This is a genomic window from Sphingobium sp. DN12, assembly GCF_051058005.1.
GTDB lineage: Bacteria > Pseudomonadota > Alphaproteobacteria > Sphingomonadales > Sphingomonadaceae > Sphingobium > Sphingobium yanoikuyae.
In genome coordinates, this window is record NZ_CP173717.1 from 1,371,696 (window position 1) to 1,388,350 (window position 16,655).

The 16,655-nt window shown below is 59.7% G+C and carries 20 protein-coding genes; 11 read left to right on the forward strand and 9 right to left on the reverse strand.

The genetic code is table 11. The features are described 5' to 3' along the window. The first annotated feature begins 11 nt into the window (after positions 1 to 11). Positions 12 to 323, forward strand: a complete 312-nt coding sequence (locus ACI6S0_RS06560; RefSeq protein WP_081600982.1) for a response regulator — start codon at positions 12 to 14, stop codon at positions 321 to 323. Between the two features lie 227 nt (positions 324 to 550). On the opposite strand, the gene ACI6S0_RS06565 is transcribed toward ACI6S0_RS06560, so the two are convergent. Next, positions 551 to 1,123 (reverse strand): DUF4142 domain-containing protein, encoded by a 573-nt coding sequence (locus tag ACI6S0_RS06565; protein ID WP_017503310.1) that lies wholly within the window; start codon positions 1,121 to 1,123, stop codon positions 551 to 553. 125 nt (positions 1,124 to 1,248) lie between these two features. Between ACI6S0_RS06565 and ACI6S0_RS06570 the strand changes: the two genes are divergently transcribed. Further along, positions 1,249 to 1,683: a DUF3597 domain-containing protein gene (locus ACI6S0_RS06570; protein WP_026109643.1), complete on the forward strand. Its 435-nt coding sequence runs from the start codon at positions 1,249 to 1,251 to the stop codon at positions 1,681 to 1,683. Positions 1,684 to 1,790: 107 nt separating this feature from the next. On the opposite strand, the gene ACI6S0_RS06575 is transcribed toward ACI6S0_RS06570, so the two are convergent. Beyond that, positions 1,791 to 2,684 (reverse strand): SDR family oxidoreductase, encoded by an 894-nt coding sequence (locus tag ACI6S0_RS06575; protein WP_026109644.1) that lies wholly within the window; start codon positions 2,682 to 2,684, stop codon positions 1,791 to 1,793. Between the two features lie 109 nt (positions 2,685 to 2,793). On the opposite strand from ACI6S0_RS06575, the gene ACI6S0_RS06580 reads away from it, so the two are divergent. Both ACI6S0_RS06580 and ACI6S0_RS06585 read left to right on the forward strand, forming a co-directional pair. Continuing rightward, a complete protein-coding gene (locus ACI6S0_RS06580) occupies positions 2,794 to 4,692 on the forward strand; it encodes a glycoside hydrolase family 15 protein (RefSeq protein WP_313326191.1) in 1,899 nt (632 codons plus the stop codon). 79 nt (positions 4,693 to 4,771) lie between these two features. After that, the gene (locus tag ACI6S0_RS06585) at positions 4,772 to 4,945 is read left to right on the forward strand and encodes a hypothetical protein (protein ID WP_434405291.1); all 174 of its coding nucleotides are present in this window, start codon (positions 4,772 to 4,774) and stop codon (positions 4,943 to 4,945) included. Here ACI6S0_RS06585 and ACI6S0_RS06590 read toward each other — a convergent pair. The 4 genes from ACI6S0_RS06590 to ACI6S0_RS06605 all read right to left on the reverse strand — a co-directional run bounded on the left by ACI6S0_RS06590 (position 4,939) and on the right by ACI6S0_RS06605 (position 7,724). Next, positions 4,939 to 5,382 (reverse strand): pyridoxamine 5'-phosphate oxidase family protein, encoded by a 444-nt coding sequence (locus ACI6S0_RS06590; protein ID WP_026109733.1) that lies wholly within the window; start codon positions 5,380 to 5,382, stop codon positions 4,939 to 4,941. The genes ACI6S0_RS06585 and ACI6S0_RS06590 overlap by 7 nt on opposite strands. A 99-nt stretch (positions 5,383 to 5,481) precedes the next feature. Beyond that, positions 5,482 to 6,276 (reverse strand): alpha/beta hydrolase family protein, encoded by a 795-nt coding sequence (locus tag ACI6S0_RS06595; RefSeq protein WP_026109732.1) that lies wholly within the window; start codon positions 6,274 to 6,276, stop codon positions 5,482 to 5,484. Beyond that, positions 6,273 to 7,391, reverse strand: coding sequence for a DUF3182 family protein (locus tag ACI6S0_RS06600; RefSeq protein WP_017503711.1), 1,119 nt, complete (start codon positions 7,389 to 7,391; stop codon positions 6,273 to 6,275). The genes ACI6S0_RS06595 and ACI6S0_RS06600 overlap by 4 nt, the downstream gene beginning before the upstream one ends. A 123-nt stretch (positions 7,392 to 7,514) precedes the next feature. Continuing rightward, positions 7,515 to 7,724: a hypothetical protein gene (locus tag ACI6S0_RS06605; RefSeq protein WP_081600971.1), complete on the reverse strand. Its 210-nt coding sequence runs from the start codon at positions 7,722 to 7,724 to the stop codon at positions 7,515 to 7,517. Positions 7,725 to 7,876: 152 nt separating this feature from the next. On the opposite strand from ACI6S0_RS06605, the gene ACI6S0_RS06610 reads away from it, so the two are divergent. From ACI6S0_RS06610 to tnpC, 5 genes are all read left to right on the forward strand, one after another. Beyond that, positions 7,877 to 8,635, forward strand: a complete 759-nt coding sequence (locus ACI6S0_RS06610) for a histidine phosphatase family protein (RefSeq protein ID WP_017503126.1) — start codon at positions 7,877 to 7,879, stop codon at positions 8,633 to 8,635. Then, complete coding sequence (locus ACI6S0_RS06615; protein ID WP_017503125.1) at positions 8,632 to 9,549, forward strand: NAD(P)H-hydrate dehydratase; 918 nt, start codon at positions 8,632 to 8,634, stop codon at positions 9,547 to 9,549. Before ACI6S0_RS06610 ends, ACI6S0_RS06615 begins: the two co-directional genes overlap by 4 nt. Positions 9,550 to 9,809: 260 nt before the next feature. Continuing rightward, a complete protein-coding gene (gene tnpA, locus ACI6S0_RS06620; protein ID WP_063141500.1) occupies positions 9,810 to 10,262 on the forward strand; it encodes an IS66-like element accessory protein TnpA in 453 nt (150 codons plus the stop codon). A gap of 26 nt (positions 10,263 to 10,288) precedes the next feature. After that, on the forward strand, positions 10,289 to 10,615 hold the full coding sequence (gene tnpB, locus ACI6S0_RS06625; RefSeq protein ID WP_201038991.1) for an IS66 family insertion sequence element accessory protein TnpB: 327 nt from the start codon (positions 10,289 to 10,291) through the stop codon (positions 10,613 to 10,615). 31 nt (positions 10,616 to 10,646) lie between these two features. Next, on the forward strand, positions 10,647 to 12,221 hold the full coding sequence (gene tnpC, locus ACI6S0_RS06630; RefSeq protein WP_434405292.1) for an IS66 family transposase: 1,575 nt from the start codon (positions 10,647 to 10,649) through the stop codon (positions 12,219 to 12,221). Positions 12,222 to 12,513: 292 nt separating this feature from the next. Here the strand turns inward: tnpC and ACI6S0_RS06635 are convergent, their stop codons facing one another. Both ACI6S0_RS06635 and ACI6S0_RS06640 read right to left on the reverse strand, forming a co-directional pair. Beyond that, positions 12,514 to 12,768: a hypothetical protein gene (locus ACI6S0_RS06635; protein WP_017503124.1), complete on the reverse strand. Its 255-nt coding sequence runs from the start codon at positions 12,766 to 12,768 to the stop codon at positions 12,514 to 12,516. Positions 12,769 to 13,380: 612 nt separating this feature from the next. After that, positions 13,381 to 14,141, reverse strand: a protein-coding gene (locus ACI6S0_RS06640; RefSeq protein ID WP_086012830.1) for an IS5 family transposase whose coding sequence is annotated in 2 segments (ribosomal slippage) — positions 13,381 to 13,808 and positions 13,808 to 14,141 — 762 coding nt in all. Because the reading frame shifts where the segments join, the coding sequence is not laid out codon by codon here. A 77-nt stretch (positions 14,142 to 14,218) separates the two neighbouring features. Between ACI6S0_RS06640 and ACI6S0_RS06645 the strand changes: the two genes are divergently transcribed. Continuing rightward, on the forward strand, positions 14,219 to 14,596 hold the full coding sequence (locus ACI6S0_RS06645; protein ID WP_434405293.1) for a hypothetical protein: 378 nt from the start codon (positions 14,219 to 14,221) through the stop codon (positions 14,594 to 14,596). Between the two features lie 1,353 nt (positions 14,597 to 15,949). Here the strand turns inward: ACI6S0_RS06645 and ACI6S0_RS06650 are convergent. Then, positions 15,950 to 16,123, reverse strand: coding sequence for a DUF6771 family protein (locus ACI6S0_RS06650; RefSeq protein ID WP_293921977.1), 174 nt, complete (start codon positions 16,121 to 16,123; stop codon positions 15,950 to 15,952). Between the two features lie 131 nt (positions 16,124 to 16,254). Between ACI6S0_RS06650 and ACI6S0_RS06655 the strand changes: the two genes are divergently transcribed. After that, positions 16,255 to 16,653, forward strand: coding sequence for a hypothetical protein (locus ACI6S0_RS06655; protein ID WP_157228575.1), 399 nt, complete (start codon positions 16,255 to 16,257; stop codon positions 16,651 to 16,653). Positions 16,654 to 16,655 lie beyond the last annotated feature (2 nt).

Below are 16,655 nucleotides of genomic sequence, written 5' to 3' on the forward strand. Positions count from 1 at the left end.
GACACCACCAGATCGGCCGATTTGCGTCTCAACTGCTTGGCGATCCGGGGTTTGTAACCCAACGGACAGCCGATGCGCTCGAGGTGATCGCCATTTTGGAAATCGCTCACGACGATGTCGATATCATATTCTCGGATGTCGTCATGCCGGGCATGAATGGCGTGGAACTGGGCAAGAAAATCCGTGCGCGCTGGCCCGACAAGACAATAGTGCTCACCAGCGGCTATGGCCATGCCCTGGCCGAATATAGCGGGCACGGATTTCCGCTTCTCCATAAACCGTATTCGGTATTATCTCGCATCCTCCGCGATGCGGCCGCCTGAGATTGGCCCGCGCTCTTGATGTAAGAATATGAAGGCGTCGCCGCGTTGCGTGTCGGGTGCCTTCATGAGGATGAACGCGCGATTTCCTCGACGCGGCATTTGCTGGCAGGGCCAAAAGCCCCTTCGATCTGCCTCATGCAAGATCGAAGGGGCAGGGAGCCGGGTCATGGGCGATCACCGCCATGGCCCGTCCGTACACGCAGAAATTCTGAAAAAGGAACCTTCGCTCAGGACTTGAGACCCTTCGCCATGTTGAGATGTGCGGTGACGATGGGAACAAGCTTGGTCGCGAACTCCTTCAACGAGGGGACGTCACCATTGGCCGAATAGGCTTTGAGCGTGTCGAGCGTCTCCTGATGTCCCCTGGTCTGCGCTTCGATATAGGCGGCATCAAAGTCGGCACCTTTCTTGCCCTTGAGCGCATCGAGTGACTGTTGCTGCTCGGAAGTCAGGATTGGTTTGGGCACGATAGCCGGGGACGCGGCGCTCGCAGCCTGGCCAAGCTTAGCCGTTGAATCGGTATGCGCCTTGATCATCGACTCCGCGAATTTCTTGACGGACGTCGACTGGCTGTTGGCTTGCGCCAATCTCGAGCTTTCGATTTCGAATGTATCGTTCGATGCTGCCGCATTGGCGAACATCTGGCCTGTGCTCTCCGCAACCGGCGCCGGTTCGAAGGCGTTGACGCTGTTCATCGGCACTGCCGCGGCGTTGTTGGGCGTCGTATCGACCTTCTTGCCGCATCCGCCAAGTAACAGCGCTGCCAATGATATCGCCACCGTCGCGAACTGCATTTTCATCGATCGTCTCCCGGATCATCCTCTGTCGGAACGTCAACCCTCCGCGTCCAAGCTCGTTCCCATGGGAGCCTTCTTTGCCACCCGCCGTTTGGTGATGATTGAACCATCACATGGAGGACAGGAACATGGGCATCTTCAGTAAGATCAGAGACAAGATTTTTGGTCATGATGACCAGAAGGCAAGCAATGGCGCTCCTGCACCGGCCACGAATGTTCAGACCGCCAGCCCGACCCCGCCAGCCATTACGCCCCCTGCGTCGCCCGCCACGGCCACCGCCTCACCTGAGGCAGCCTCGCTGCCGCAGGTCGATGTCGGCGTGGTCCTTTCGGCCATGGCCGACGCTAGGGGCGGCGGTGGAAATTACCAAAGTTCGATCGTCGATCTGCTGAAGCTCCTCGATCTCGATTCCAGCCTTACAGCGCGCAAGCAACTGGCCGACGAGCTGGCTGTTCATGAGGGCGCTGACGGCAGCGCAGAGCAGAATATCGCGCTGCACAGGGCAGTGATGGCGAAACTCGCTGAAAATGGCGGCGTGGTTCCCGATAGCCTGCGCGACTAAGGCCTCTGGCCGTGCCGCTCCTTCTTGAGGTGGCGGCCCGGCGTTAACCTCTCAGAACCATATCTGTCGGGACGTTGGCCCCGCGGTGACGCGGGGCCATACTCGCTTCAAGCGATCCCTGCGCCGCCGGTCACGCCATAGACTTCACCGGTGATATAGCTGCCCTCCTGCGAGGCCAGCAGCACATAGACGGGCGCGATCTCGACCGGCTGACCAGGGCGGCCGAACTGGCTCTGCTCACCGAACTTGGTGACCTTGTCCTGCGGCTGACCGCCACTGGATTGCAAGACCGTCCAGAATGGACCGGGGGCAACCACATTTGCCCGGATGCCCTTTTCGATCAGCTGCTTGGCCAGAGCCTTGGTGTAAGCGACGATGCCCGCCTTTGTCGTGGCATAATCGAGCAATATGGCAGAGGGCTCATAGGCCTGGACGGAGGCGGTGGTGATCACCGACGCACCTGCGGGAAGATGCGGCACAGCGGCCTGTGTGATCCAGTGCATGGCGTAGAGATTGGTCTTGAGCGTGCGGTCGAAATCTTCCGAGCTCACGGCCTCCACGTCATCGCGAAATTGCTGGCGGCCAGCGTTGATGACAAGAATGTCAAGCCCGCCAAGGCCATTCACCGCCTCATCGACGAGCTTGCGGCACCAATTCTCGTCCGTAATGTCGCCAGGCAGCGCGACCGCCTTGCGGCCTTCTGCTTCGATCAGGGCGATGACCGTCTTTGCGTCTTCCTCTTCGCTTGGAAGATAGGAGATGGCGACATCGGCGCCCTCGCGCGCATAGGCTATCGCTGCGGCTCTGCCGATGCCGCTGTCGCCGCCAGTGACCAGTGCCTTGCGGCCCTTGAGTTTACCCGAGCCGGCATAGCTTTCCTCACCATGATCAGGCTTGGGATCCATGTTCGCGGCGATGCCGGGAACCGGTTGCGGCTGCTCGGGAAATGGGGGCTTGGGATATTGTGCGCGCGGGTCCTGCATGGTGAGACGCTCTGCCATGTTCGCTCCTTGCTGATGGGGATGATGGACGACAGTCCAGTTTGCCGTTCTAGGCGACACGGCAAACTACGAGCCGCAGAGCCATCCAGTTCCACACCGGCTCAGCAGGATGGCAATCTTATTCATAGTTCTGATCTGGATCAGGAAAACAGGCCGCCTCTCGTGCGTTCTCCCCTGCAATCAGTTAAAGGGAATCGTCGCTATCAACATAATCCGGCTCGACAACGCTCGCCCCCGGCGCGACGCGGAAAACTACCTCCATCTCGAACATTATGGGGCCCTGGGCGATGGCCGGACGGTGGCCCTGAGCGGTAGCGATGGGTCGCTCGACTGGTGGTGTGTCCCCAATCTCGATTCTCCGCCCCTGTTCGACAAGTTGGTTGACCCGCAGGAGGGCGGTTATTTCGCCATCACGCCTCGTGAAGCGTTCGAGGTCGAGCGGGCATATCGTCCAGAGAGTAATGTCCTCGAGACTATATTCACGACCGCTGGCGGTAAGGCGCGAATGGTCGAAACGCTCAACAGCGGTTCTGCGGGGCGCTTGCCCTGGTGCGAATTGGCGCGACGTATCGAGGGGCTGGAAGGCTCGGTACATTTCGACATCGCGTTGAGGCTTGGCCATCGGGCGGGAACCGCTTCGCCCTATATGCAGAAAGTCGGTGGCCATGATGTTTTCCATGTCGGCGGCGTGCTGGGTCTCTTTCTGCGGGGATCGGGCGTGATCATCGAGCATCTGGGCGATAGTGGGGCGACCGCAAGTTTGACGATCGAGGCGGGCCGGAGGGAGCTGCTCGCGATCGTGGCGGGCGAAGACGAGCCGCTGGTTGCGCCTTCGCTTGACGAAATAGATGCCCGGATCGATGGCTCGGATGACGAATGGCGCACATGGGCGAAGACGGTCCAATGTGACGGACCATGTCGGGAGGCATTGGTCAGAAGTGCCCTGGCCCTCAAACTCCTGCTCTTTTCGCCCAGTGGAGCGATCGCAGCAGCGGCGACCACCTCTCTTCCTGAACGGATTGGCGGACCGAAAAATTACGACTATCGCTTCGCCTGGGTCCGCGACGCAGGCTATACCATCAACGCCTTCCTGCGCGTTGGTGCCCAGGCGGAGGCTAAGGCTGCTCTGACCTGGTTGCTCAAGCAAATCGAGGAAGTGGGGCCGCGCGTCTGCTATTCGATCTGGGGCGGCGCAGCTTCAGACGTCCGGACAGTCGACCTGCCCGGCTATCGCCGTTCACAGCCGGTTGTTGCTGGAAACCGCGCCACGGATCAGCGGCAGCATGGAATTTATGGCGATATCTTCGAGACCGCGGCATGCTTCGTAGACCATGGCAATATTCTGGACGCGCGCAGCGCAGAGATATTGGCCCATCTTGCCGATCAATGTGCGGACATCTGGCGCCAGAAGGATAGCGGCATCTGGGAGCTTGCCCAGGAGCAGCATTATACCATGTCGAAAATCAGTTGCTGGCAGGCTCTGGCCCGCGCCGTCGAGCTGGCTGACGCAGGACAATTGCCGACGACTTGCCGCGATCGCTGGTCACGCGAACGAGACAGGATCGAGGCCTGGATAACGGAACATTGCTGGTCCGAGAGCCTGGGCGCCTATAGTTTCTATCCAGGCTCGGATCGCCTCGATGCATCCCTCGCCCTTGCTGTGCGCTTTGGATTCGATGGACGGGATCGCCTGCGTCGAACGGTCGAGGCGATCGATCGGGAGCTCGGCTTTGGACCCTATCATTATCGCTATTCGGGAGCAGAGAAAGAAGAAGGCTGCTTCCTCGCCTGCACCTTCTGGATGGTCGAGGCCAAAATTCTACTCGACCAGCCTGAAGCGGCGTCCAGGGCATTTGCCGAAGCGATTGAGGGACTGGCGCCCACAGCTGGCGTATATCCTGAAATGATCGACCCTGTGTCAGGCCAATATCTGGGCAACATGCCGCAAGGACTGACCCATCTGGCTATTATTCAGGCTCTCATGTCGCTGGAGGCTAGCAGAGGCTAGGCTCCAGCGAACAGGGCCAGCTTCCAGGCTCCTTTGAAAGCTGTCCGGTTCAAGGCTGCTGGTTATAGGATGGGCCGGTATGCTCGGTCGCGACGTTGTTGCCAGTGGCCTGATCCCGCTCAAGTTCCTCGCCATGCCAGACATTCCTCGCGACGAATATGATGATGAACAGGGCAATGATCACGCCGCAAAAGACTGCACCGGCCTTCGCGAGCCGGCGCGGCGAGGGCTTCTCATCCGATACCATCAGTGAGCGCCCTCCAGCGATAGCTCGCCTTCCTCTTCGCCATCCCAATAATGCGCGCGCTCGCCAATCACCTGGATCAGGACGAGGCCAGGCGTCTGCGGACCCTGCGGCCACCACCGTTCCAGGCCTTTCGTCCAATGCGCTTCAAACTGGTCCTTGTCGCGGATGAGCATGGCTGTCCCTTCCACCGCCAGACAGAAGGGGCGTTGTCCCAACAAGCCTGATTTGCCCTGATAGCTTAGATTTACTGCCGGATCGGCCTTGATATCCGACACCATGAGCGTGGTCTCTTCCGTGAAAAACCAGGCGCTACCGTCATAATCGACCTCACGATTATTGCTCATCGGACGCGATCCGATCGCGCCACCGCCCGTATGCATGGCCAGCATCGCGAAATCGATCTCCTTCATCTTGCGCGACAGATCTTCGAGCGACATGGACATGGCCGTCTCCTTCTATTGTTGCGGCATCAACGCACGAACAGGAATAACGGCCACCCCACAGTGAAGCGCCGCTGTAAGAACGCATCCGCTGGGACAGGATCAGCTTTGTGCGAGCTTCCTCGCCTGCGATGGAAGTTGAGCCTCTGCCTGGGCGTCCGACGACGGGCGGCGGCCGCCCCGGACCATCTCCTCTATCCAGGTGAGCAGCAATTGATTGTAGGCCCGTCGGCCAGCTTCATCCCGCAGCGAATGATCAGCGCCTTTTAGAATACGATAGCTCAGCGAATTGCTGTTGTGGAACGCCGACATATAGGAGCTGATGGTCGCGTGCGGCACATAATCGTCATGTTCCGATTCAACGATCAGAACGTCGCCGGCAAAGTGCTCGCAAGCGGCCAGAGCCTTGTCTTCCCGGCCCGTTCGAAAGCGCGCCCGATAGGCATTGATGAGATTGCGGTCGAGCTTCGCTTTGGGCACATTCCAATGTTCGTCAGGATAGAGCGCAGGAACACGAAGCGCCAACCAGTTGACCGGGCGAGCCGCAGTCAGCAATGCCGCAAGATAGCCACCATAGCTGGTGCCAACGACCGCAATCGCCGACGGATCGACCTGGTCCTGCTTGACGAGATAATCATAAGCCGCCGTCACATCTGCAAGACCGTGCGACCGGGTCACGACATTGCGCTCTTCGGCATGTTTGGCATGGCCTCGCAGGTCGAAGGTGAAGCAGATACAGCCCAATTGCGCGATCTCTTCGGCTCGCACCATGTCTTGTTCGCGCGAACCGCCCCATCCGTGGATGAAAAGAATGCCAGGGACCAGCTTGTCGGGCGACAATAAGGTTGCTTCCAGGCTCTCGCCCTCGACGTCAAAGGATAGCTGACTACCTGTCATTCCAGCTCCATCGCATATTTTGTCATCGGTCCTGCCACGGGATCTACCCCGCTATAATAGATAATGCTGCCGTCCGGAGCAGCGTCTACCTCGCCATAAATCTCCATCGTCATGCACGTCACAGCCGATCGGCCGGGATCACGCGCCAGGGCTTCGAACGCTGCGATCTCCGCGCCGCTCGCGCCGCCGGCACGCCAACTCTGCTCGAGCACGCCGATGCGGCGTTCGCCGTAGGAATTGACGCCTGCGGCGACATCGTAATTGCGGCGAGACGCCAGCAAATCCGGATAGAATCGTGAGACGATAGCGTCATAGGCGATCGCCTTATCGACCCCCTGCTGCAGTTCGTCAGCCAGACCCAGGCTCACAAGCCGTTCCAGACCGCCCCTCACGACATGAAGAGTGGAGCCGCCATAGACAGTCGCGCCACTGTTGTTGGTGGTGAGCCGCTGCGTGCCCCAATAGGAAATCGCCTCGCCAAAAAGGCGCGTCGTGCCGACGCTGTAGGTGACAACGTCATCAAGATTCTCCTCGATCACCACGCCATGCTTCGAAATGGCAGCCTCGTCGAGCTGGGCCATCGCTTCGTCCAAATCCTTGACCGACGTCGCGACGAACTGGCCTAGTCCGGCAGTGGCCTCGACCTCCTTCAGACGGGTCGCCGTACGCCCGAGCATATCAAGAGCGGCATCGCGAACCGCATCGAAAGTAAAGGCCGACCAGCCCGAAAGAACGTGAGGAGCAAGAGCTAAGCCCAGTTCAGCGCGCCATCCGGCGGGAATTGCAGGGTCGTCCCCGAAGGCCGGATGCGTGATGACCTTGCTCCCGACAAAGGGAAACGGCACGACGCCACCGTAGATCTGGCTCTCAGCCTGGATGCCCAGTTTTCTTGCCGTTGAGAGATCGACCGTGCCGGTCGGAATGAAGAGTGTGTCCGGCTTGCCGCTTGATAGCTGTTGGTCACCCGGCATGTCATGATCGACAAATCTTGTCTCGCCGAGCCGGGCAATCCTGCGGGCAAGTTCGCTCCGTGAGGCCTTGTCATGTTCATTGTTCAAGGCAATGGATTGGGTGGGATGGATCTTCACAAAATGGGTCTGATGCGAGCGAGCCATTGGGCCTCACGGACTTGGAGGGGCCGCCAAGCGGCAGTCCTGCAACAACCCCAGGCTCGGACATTATATCCCTGACCTTGCAAACCAGGCTTCCCTGATCTGCGGCTCTGGGTCAGGGCAGTGTCAGGGCCTTTTCCGAAATAGGCGCCACCAAGGCATCTCGCCACTTAAATGCCCCTGGTCGCCCGCAAAATGATCCAAAATCTCACACATATGGTCTGCGCAGGCTCGTACCAGGATCCAGCTTGGATCGCTTTTATCCTGCGTGGAAAGGTCGCGGAGCAGCGAAATTTCCTCCGCCATGAGTGTCAGCGCTTCGACATCATCACGCATGCGTGATTCCCGGCTAATATGGTCCTCTCATATTGGTGAACTCAACGGAGAAGCGAAATATCCTTGATCGCGCTTCATCTCCCGCACGCGAAAATGGGATCATTTGTCCAGCCCATCCATTTCTTTCAAAAAGGAGAAAAGCGGTGAAGCAGATGCATTGGCCGAGGAAACTGACGATCGTTCGGCATGGCCAGAGCGCTGGCAATGTCGCGCGGGATGCCGCCATGCAGGCCAATGTCGACCGCATAGATTTGTCCGAGCGAGATGCTGACGTGCCCCTGAGCGAGTTGGGCCGCGACCAGGCTGGAGCGCTGGGACGCTGGTATGCCGGCGAGGCACCGCATGAGCGTCCGGATGTTCTCCTTGCATCTCCCTATCGGCGCGCCTGCGAGACCGCAGATCTATTTCGTCAGGCCGGAGGTTGCGCAGGCAATGTGCCCATCTGCTTTGACGAGAGGCTGCGGGAAAAGGAATTCGGCATCCTCGATGGGCTGACATCTATGGGGGTAAGCAGCATCGAGCCGCAGCAAGCAGAATTTCGCAGGCTGCTAGGCAAATTCTATCATCGCCCTCCAGGGGGCGAGAGCTGGTGCGATGTCATTCTGCGACTGCGCTCCGTCATGGATACGATCGCGCTTCATCATGCGGACCGGCATGTGATGATCTTCACCCATCAGGTAGTGGTGCTGTGCTTGCGATACATCATCGAAGGCATGACCGAGGCCGAGATATTGGAGGTCGACCGTGAAGGCGATGTCGCCAACTGCGCCATCACCGAATATGCATTCAACGCGGAGAAGGGCAAGGATGGAGGGCTATTGCTTGGTCGATACAATGTGACAGCCCCGGTCGAGCAGGACGACACGCCCGTGACCCGCGCGCCCGATGCCATAGCGGGTGTACGCGGATGAGTTGCCGACAGCTCGACGAGGCGTGGCTGAAGCGACATCCGCTGCCGGCGATCGCGCAAGGCGCCGACAAGAATAGTCGCGGCCGCGTCCTGGTGGTTGGAGGGGCCGAGTTCGTGCCCGGTGCGCTTCGCCTTACCGGCGAAGCCGCGCTACGCGCAGGTGCGGGAAAGCTGCAGATGGCGACCGTGCTATCTTCGGCAATGTCGCTGGGCGTGCTCGTCCCGGAGGCAGCCATGATCGCGCTGCCCGCCGACGAAGACGGAGAAATCGCCCCCGCAGCAGCGGAAATATTGAAGGATCGAATCACGGCGTGCGACACGATCATCCTGGGACCAGGCATGAGCACGGGGAAGGCGGCGCGGGCATTTGTCGCCAGTCTTTTCGATAGCCTCGATTTCCCTGGCAGTCTCATTCTCGACGCTGCAGCCTTGGTTTCATTGCGTCATTTCGGCCCATCACGGTGGCGAGTAAGCAAGGATGCGATTTTCACGCCTCACCATGGAGAGATGGCGGCGCTGAGCGGCCTGCCGATCGAAGAGATCAAGGCGAGGCCAGCAGCGATAGCGGTTGAAATGGCAGCGCGATGGAGCGCCGTCATACTCCTCAAGGGAGATATTAGTTATCTGGCCCAACCTGACGGCCGATGTCTCATTTATGAGGGGGGCTGCGTCGGGCTTGGTACGGGAGGCTCCGGCGATGTGCTGGCTGGACTCATAGGGGGTCTTGCTTCTCGAGGTGCGACTGCATTTCAGGCTGCCGCCTGGGGTGCTTGGATCCATGGGAAAGCCGGCAACATCCTTGCAGAGACAATCGGTGAGGTCGGCTTTCTGGCACGCGAGCTTTTACCGCTCATTCCTGCTCTCATTGAGAAGACCATGCGAACTCAGGGTTCTGGTGAGGATGTCCTACCCTAGCTGCCGTCCATTTTTGCCTGCGTGAGCAATCGATCCGCAGATGCATGAAACATGGATTTCCGTGATTCTCCCGACCGTGGGCGTCGCGTCCCCTATTGCCCCGGATCGAGTACTGGTGCTGCTGGCAAGCGACTTCCTGACTTTGCGAGGGCCCCGATCCGCTGCTGATTGAAAGTAAGCGGGGCGGCGGCCCCACCTTGCAGACGTAAAGTGTAGCCTTGAGTCTGCGCCTCCTGATCAGGATGGAGGACACTGGTGCTATGACGATGCCATGTGACGATGCTGGCACCAGCAAGGTTCAGCGGTTCGAGGTTTTTACCGGTGCAGGCCAGCGGCGGGACTGGCCGCCTGAAGTGAAGGCCGCGATCATCGCGGAGAGCTATTCCAAGCAGGAGACTGTCTGCGCCGTTGCCCGTCGGCACGGCCTTAGCCCATCGCAGTTGTTCACCTGGCGGCGGCAGTTGCGCAAGCAGATGGAGGCCCGCGGCGTTGCGCTGCCAGTTGCCCCCACGATGGCGCCAGCGTTCGTCCCCGCGGTTATCGAGGAGCCGCCGTCGATCGAACCGGGTCCGGCGAAGCGCCCGCGGAAGCAGGCGCGTGCAAAGGACAGCGCGGTCGAGCTGGAGATCGACGGCGTGGCAGTGAAGATCGGCCGTGGCGCCGATGCCGGCGTCATCGCCGCAGTAATCGAAGCCCTTAGGGCGACCCGATGATCGGACCAGGAGTTGGCGCCCGCGTGATGGTGGCGACGCGCCCGGTGGATTTTCGCAAAGGACCGGACGCCTTGGCCGCGTTAGTGAGCGCCGTTTATGGCGGCGATGCATTTTCCGGCGTGATCTATGTCTTCCGGGCCAAGCGTGCCGACCGGATCAAGCTGATCTGGTGGGACGGGACCGGCCTGTGCCTGATGGCGAAGCGTCTGGAGCAAGGCGGCTTCAAGTGGCCCGGCATCCAGGACGGCGTGATGCGTCTTTCCGCCGCCCAACTCGGTGCGCTTCTGGAGGGATTGGACTGGCGCCGGGTCCATGGCGGCCGTCGACCGCAGGCCCCGCAGATTGCCGGTTGACGCGGCTTTGCTCCACTGATTCACTCTTTCCATGCTCACGCAAGCGGACCTGCCGGAAGACATCGACGCGCTTCGCGCGCTCGTGCTGGAGCAGTCCCGGATTTTGGCGGAAGAGCGGGCCGCAGCTGAGGTCCGACTGGCGGAGCTGAACGTCGCCAAGGGCGAAGCGGACGTCGAGATCGAACGCCTCCAGTCGATCATAAAGGCCTTCATGCGGCATCGTTTCGGCAGCCGATCCGAACAGCTCGATGCCGATCAGCTCCAGTTGGGACTGGAAGATGTCGAGATCGCCCTTGGGCACGCCCGTGCTGCCAGAGAGGCTGTTGCGCCGCGGCCCCGCGGCGATCAGCCCCGCAAGACCAACCGCGGCTCATTGCCCGCGCATCTCGAGCGGATCGAACAGATTGTCGATCTCGACGACAAGGCCTGCCCTTGCTGCAAGGGGCCGCTCCATCAGATCGGCGAAGATGTTGCCGAGCGCCTGGACGTCGTGCCCACCACCTTCCGCGTGCTGGTGACGCGCCGCCCGCGCTATGGCTGTCGCTCCTGTGAAGGCGCGATCGTCCAGGCACCCGCTCCGGCGCGGATAATTGAAGGCGGGATTCCGACCGAAGCGCTGATCGCCCAGGTGCTGGTGTCGAAGTATGCCGATCATGTTCCGCTATACCGGCAGGCTCAGATCTACGCCCGGCAGGATATCAGGCTCGATCGCTCCACCCTGGCGGACTGGGTGGGCCGGGCAGCATGGTATCTGCGGCCGCTGCGCGACCGGACCCTTGAGGAACTGCGGCGATCCGAACGCCTGTTTGCCGATGAGACCACCGCGCCGGTGCTCGATCCCGGGCGAGGCAGAACGAAGACCGGCCAGCTATGGGCCTATGCCCGCGATGATCGACCATGCGGTGGCGCAGGTCCGCCGATGGTCGCCTATATCTATGCGGCAGATCGGAAGGCTGAGCGGCCCGACATCCACCTCGGAGATTTTGCAGGCATCCTGCAGGTCGATGGCTATGGCGGCTATACAGCTCTTGCAAAGCGGCGCGGTCAGCAGCTCAGCCTCGCTTTCTGCTGGTCCCATGTTCGGCGTAAATTCTATGATCTCGCCGCCAGTTCTCCGGTCGCGACCGAGATCTTGCGCCGGATCGCCATGCTCTATGCCATTGAAGACGAGGTGCGCGGCTCGGCCGCTGAACAGCGCCGCCTTCAGCGCGCCGAACGCAGCCGCATCATCGTCGAGGACCTTAAGCTCTATCTTGATGGCCGGCTTCGCCAGATCAGTGCCAAGAGCAAGTTGGCTGAAGCCATTCGCTATGCGACAAGCCGCTGGGCTGGCCTCGTCCGCTTCATCGACGACGGCCGCATCGAACTCGACACCAACACCGTCGAGCGATCAATCCGCCCCTTGGCTTTGAACCGAAAGAACGCGCTCTTCGCCGGCTCCGACGAAGGCGGCGACAACTGGGCGGTCATCGCCACGCTCATCGAAAACTGCAAGCTGGGCGCGATTAACCCCAACGACTGGCTGACCCAGACCCTCACTGCGCTCGCCAACGGCCATCCCGCCAATCGCGTTCATGAACTCATGCCCTGGATCGCCGTGGGCTGAGGCCACCGCTTACGATTGAAATCTGTGGCAGACACAAACGTCTGCACCGCTACAAAAAGCTCCCGTCCATCTTGATAGAGGGGAATGGAGTGAGTTGATCGACACCTGCCGCGATAGCGGACCTTCTGCACCTAGGGATCAGCATTTGATCTCTGAGTGTCTCAGAAGGGTCGCGACTTGCCCTTTCGCGGACCGACCGCACCTAGGACCGAAAAATTGGGCGCTAAATCACGACAAAGGGTCGCAAGCGGCGCGCGCCACGCCGCTAGCAACATTCTATCAGGCTTTTGGACTAATTCCCGGCCTTTCGTGCGAAAGCCAATAGCATCTCCGCGACCGCCGTTCGTGCATCGCGCTCGATCGCAAAACTTGCCGGGTCTAGGCTCTGATCGACCTCGCAGTTCAGGTGGGCCTGAGCGGCCCCTTCCAGGTCAAGCGACAAGCCCTGCAATCTTGCCATGTTGATGACGAACTCCAGCGTTGTCTGCGCCAGCTTGGTCGTGACGAGAGCCTGAAATCTTAGCGCATGAAGTTCTTCTTCCGTCATATCATTCCCTAGTAGTGATAGTAGGAAAAATATCCGTCATCGCCGTTTGTCGGTTCAGGACAGCCGCTTGCCAACTTCCGGCCCAGTGAATAACTATCCTTTCAACTCACGGCCGCGAGATCTGTTCGCCTTTCAGATAAATTTCGTGGAGACACTCTTGTTGGCTGTTTCGTCGGTGCGAGATTGCCGGCGGCCGGTAAGAAGCCCATTTTCGGCATTTGAATATGAAATCCAAGGCTCAACGGCCTGGGCCAGACGTTTCTGAGCTTATGCTGGCCGCTTCAATCTCTTCAAACCTGTAGCGAGCGGCCGCCTCCCGCTTCCAAGCGCATCGCCAAGCGTAGGCAAGTTCATAGATCAGGGTCGCAGACATCATGGCAATTGCAAACTGTAAGACTGCATTATCGATTATGATCGCGTTCAAGAGCAGGCCAATAGCCGTTGCGATGAGTGTCATGCGGAGCAATGGAGAACGCTTTGCGTTCAGCTGTGACGAGGCGGCGCTTCGATCCTCGACTTTGCTGAAGGAGCGCCTGGCTGCCGATTACGGGGGAGCGCAAGAGTTCGACGATGGAACACGGGGGGTGGCGAGGCGCTACCTAGGCTCAGGACTCATTGATTGAGCCAGAAGATGACGGCGGCGGCGATACAGATGGCGGACATGAAGGTGTGGGCGCAACGGTCGTATCGGGTGTGGATGCGCCGCCAGTCCTTGAGCTTGCAGAACATGTTTTCGATCTTGTGGCGCTGACGATAGAGCGCAGCGTCGTGCGGGATTGGCACCTTCCGGTTCTTCTTTGAGGGAATACAGGCGGTGATGTTGCGCTCCGCAAGCGCCTTGCGGAACCAGTCGGCGTCATAGCCTCGATCGCCGAGCAAGGCTTTGGCGGGAGGCAAGGCGTCGAGCATCAGGGCAGCGCCCTTGTAGTCGCTCATCTGGCCCTCGCTCAGCAGCATGACCAGCGGCCGGCCCTTGCCGTCGCAGACGGTGTGGAGCTTCGAGTTCAGGCCGCCCTTGGTGCGTCCGATACGTCTGGGAACATCCCCTTTTTGAGCAGGCTTGCCGCCGTCCGGTGTGCTTTCAGGTGGGTTGCATCTATCATCAACTGGTCGGGCTTGCCGCCCTTCGCCGCGAGGGCCGCGAAGATCTTGTTGAACACGCCGAGCCGGCTCCACCGGATGAAGCGGTTGTAGATCGTCTTCGGCGGGCCATAATCGGCAGGCGCATCGCGCCACCGCAGGCCGTTCCTGATCACGAAGATGATCCCGCTGATGATCCGACGGTCGTCCACCCGTGGCACCCCGTGCGATAGCGGAAAATATGGCTCGATCCGGCGCATCTGCGCTTCCGACAACCAGAGCAGGTCACTCATCACGACGTCTCCTCACGCCGTCATTGAATCAACCCTTCGCTATCACCGCAAGCGATTTAATAGGTCCTGAGCCTAGATTGGTGAAGCTTCGCGCCGCAAAAGCTTCTCTCTATATATATCTTGATGGCGCCCTACGCGCGCGTCCATCTCCACGGATGGACAGCGATACACTCCAGGTCGATTGGGCTGCCGGTGAAGTGGCCGATGGCGAGATGCGGATCCCGGCGACGTTCGAGGGCCTCTCAGGGATGCTCATTTTGTCTGAAGGCGAAATGCTAGCGGCAACCAAAGCTGCGGATGATGAAGTGCTGATAGCTTTCGGCGGGATGATCGGATGGATCGCCGATGCGGCCCAGAAGGCCTTCGCGCGGGGCGCCCTGGTCCAAGTCGATGGAAGTTTTCTGATGCTGATCGCCGCTGAAGACTTCAGTCTCACGCGACCAACGATCAACTAAAATGGCCCCGCCATTTCGGACGGGGCCAGTGAACGATCGATCGTGAAGACAAACCGTCGGGTCGCGCGAATCGGATAGCACATTTTGCAGCGCAGCGAATAACCCCAACGGGGTATGTCTCAGATCAGGATTGTGTCGCTGATCGCTTCCATCCCCATGCGGAAAATCGTTCGCGTTCCGGAGTATTTCTGGACGATGGAAATCGGGGAAGAAGCGCGCGCCATCTTCCCAACTGATCGTCTGCTCGACGGCGCAGGTACATGCTCTTCAACATGCGTCTAGCGACATGGTGAAGGACCGCACAAGGCGAAGGATCATGTTGGGATAGAGGGGGAGGGGACGCTCCACGCCAATGTCAGCGCTATCGTCTGCTGGGGGGGGCGATTAGCAGCGGGATGCCAACGTAATCGACGACATAGGACAAATGATCCAACGGTTCGGGCGGACTGTCGAAGCGGTCCATGATTTCATGTCGGAGGGCAGGCGAAGGTGGTTCGTCGTTATCGCATATGAGGTATTTCGCGGACGACTTGACCCCAAATACGCCCGCTGATTTTGACCGCGCACGGGACGCGCTTGGTAATAGTGGGGTGCGGCGCGCTATCTCCCGGATCGGCACATGATCGCCAAAATGTCGGCGCCGGATAACGCTCACTAGCCATGTCCATCACTCCATATATCTTCGCTTGTCAAAGCCAGGGACGAGTTGAGCATGGGTCAATTCTCAATGGAAATTTACGCCCTACCCGGGTCAATTCTCAGTGGAAACGAACACAGCTGCGGATTTCGTCAGCATCGAGGATGTGGGAAGGGCCGCGCCACCTGGCGCACCTCGCGCGGGGATCGTTGCCCGAATGGGACAGGACACTGAAGGTGGCTTGGTCGAAGCGTAGTGGAGATGGAGCCGTGTCCGTCAGGACCGCGCCAATTCGATGCTTCAGGAGAAGTTCTGTGCGGAAATTGGAGGTCCATCCTCGGCTTTTGAACCCGATTGGATGGCTTGCGCCAGGCTATGTTGAGGAAAGTCCCGTATTGAAGTTCATGATAAAATCCGTCTAGCCGCCAACCATCCCAACCGGCACTCGGCACGTGTCGCTCGAACGCGCCCTGCACGGGTCAGCCGATCTTCCCATGTCAGCACCACGGATTGGTAGATACTGGTCGTCGGCGTGCTACATCCGAAGCTCTGTTCTGTCTCGCAGGCGAAATAAAACGCCGCCGGAGCAAACTAAAACACGGGGCCAAGGTTCAGGGAGTTGCCAGCCAAAGGGGGGAAGGGTGGCACACTCAACCGAGAGGCCGAGCGTGGATATTCAAGCTGACGGTGGTGACTGATCAGGTTCCTCTCAGAAATCAGGTCGTCGGTTTTTCGCCGGCCCCTTCGTTCAGTGCGTTGGCGATCATAGCCGCAAGCGTCTCTTCAGCGCTGCGGCGGGCATTCGCATCCTTGCCGCCAAGATCATTGCGCAGCCATTGGGGCGCGCGCTCGACCGTCCGTTCGATGATCGCTTTCATATGGTCGTCCATGGTCATCGCCTATGAGCGTCAATGCGTATTGGCGCAATAGCGGGCGGTCACACGGCATCTCTCCAATTATCTGTGGATAACTCGCAGCGCCTCTTGCACGTTGCGTTCTTGATATGTTCTAGGCGTCGATCATGGAATCAGATGAGCCAGATCGCCCTTTAGCCGATGACCTTCACGTGCCCGAGGGCCGTGAGCGGCTGGGGCGCGCGCATCAGCTTCGCGTCGATATTTCCATCGCACTTTCGATGGCACCACTTTGGCTGCGCCGGGCTCTGTCCGATCGCAATTTTGCCCGTTCCCGCGGCGCGCGCCTCGATATCGTCGAGCGAATTGCCGCAGCCATCGAGCGGAGATTTACCGTTCAGTGGCGCGGCTCAGATGATGAAGGCCAAAATGCCCGTCCAGTTGAGGACGGCGGGCCGCTTTTTGGCGGACCAGATTTTTGTGACGCGCATCAGGCACATGCGCCACTGAAATCTCGATCAATTGACTCCGTGACAGTATCAGAGGAACATATAGAGAACACGTGAGT

Bases quoted from the DNA above. Each gene is read 5' to 3' on its own strand.
- ACI6S0_RS06565 (WP_017503310.1), bottom strand. From the start codon at position 1,123: ATGAAAATGCAGTTCGCGACGGTGGCGATATCATTGGCAGCGCTGTTA.
- ACI6S0_RS06570 (WP_026109643.1), top strand. From the start codon at position 1,249: ATGGGCATCTTCAGTAAGATCAGAGACAAGATTTTTGGTCATGATGAC.
- ACI6S0_RS06575 (WP_026109644.1), bottom strand. From the start codon at position 2,684: ATGGCAGAGCGTCTCACCATGCAGGACCCGCGCGCACAATATCCCAAG.
- ACI6S0_RS06580 (WP_313326191.1), top strand. From the start codon at position 2,794: ATGGCAATCTTATTCATAGTTCTGATCTGGATCAGGAAAACAGGCCGC.
- ACI6S0_RS06585 (WP_434405291.1), top strand. From the start codon at position 4,772: ATGCTCGGTCGCGACGTTGTTGCCAGTGGCCTGATCCCGCTCAAGTTC.
- ACI6S0_RS06590 (WP_026109733.1), bottom strand. From the start codon at position 5,382: ATGTCCATGTCGCTCGAAGATCTGTCGCGCAAGATGAAGGAGATCGAT.
- ACI6S0_RS06595 (WP_026109732.1), bottom strand. From the start codon at position 6,276: ATGACAGGTAGTCAGCTATCCTTTGACGTCGAGGGCGAGAGCCTGGAA.
- ACI6S0_RS06600 (WP_017503711.1), bottom strand. From the start codon at position 7,391: ATGGCTCGCTCGCATCAGACCCATTTTGTGAAGATCCATCCCACCCAA.
- ACI6S0_RS06605 (WP_081600971.1), bottom strand. From the start codon at position 7,724: ATGCGTGATGATGTCGAAGCGCTGACACTCATGGCGGAGGAAATTTCG.
- ACI6S0_RS06610 (WP_017503126.1), top strand. From the start codon at position 7,877: ATGCATTGGCCGAGGAAACTGACGATCGTTCGGCATGGCCAGAGCGCT.
- ACI6S0_RS06615 (WP_017503125.1), top strand. From the start codon at position 8,632: ATGAGTTGCCGACAGCTCGACGAGGCGTGGCTGAAGCGACATCCGCTG.
- tnpA (WP_063141500.1), top strand. From the start codon at position 9,810: ATGACGATGCCATGTGACGATGCTGGCACCAGCAAGGTTCAGCGGTTC.
- tnpB (WP_201038991.1), top strand. From the start codon at position 10,289: ATGGTGGCGACGCGCCCGGTGGATTTTCGCAAAGGACCGGACGCCTTG.
- tnpC (WP_434405292.1), top strand. From the start codon at position 10,647: ATGCTCACGCAAGCGGACCTGCCGGAAGACATCGACGCGCTTCGCGCG.
- ACI6S0_RS06635 (WP_017503124.1), bottom strand. From the start codon at position 12,768: ATGACGGAAGAAGAACTTCATGCGCTAAGATTTCAGGCTCTCGTCACG.
- ACI6S0_RS06650 (WP_293921977.1), bottom strand. From the start codon at position 16,123: ATGGACGACCATATGAAAGCGATCATCGAACGGACGGTCGAGCGCGCG.
- ACI6S0_RS06655 (WP_157228575.1), top strand. From the start codon at position 16,255: ATGGAATCAGATGAGCCAGATCGCCCTTTAGCCGATGACCTTCACGTG.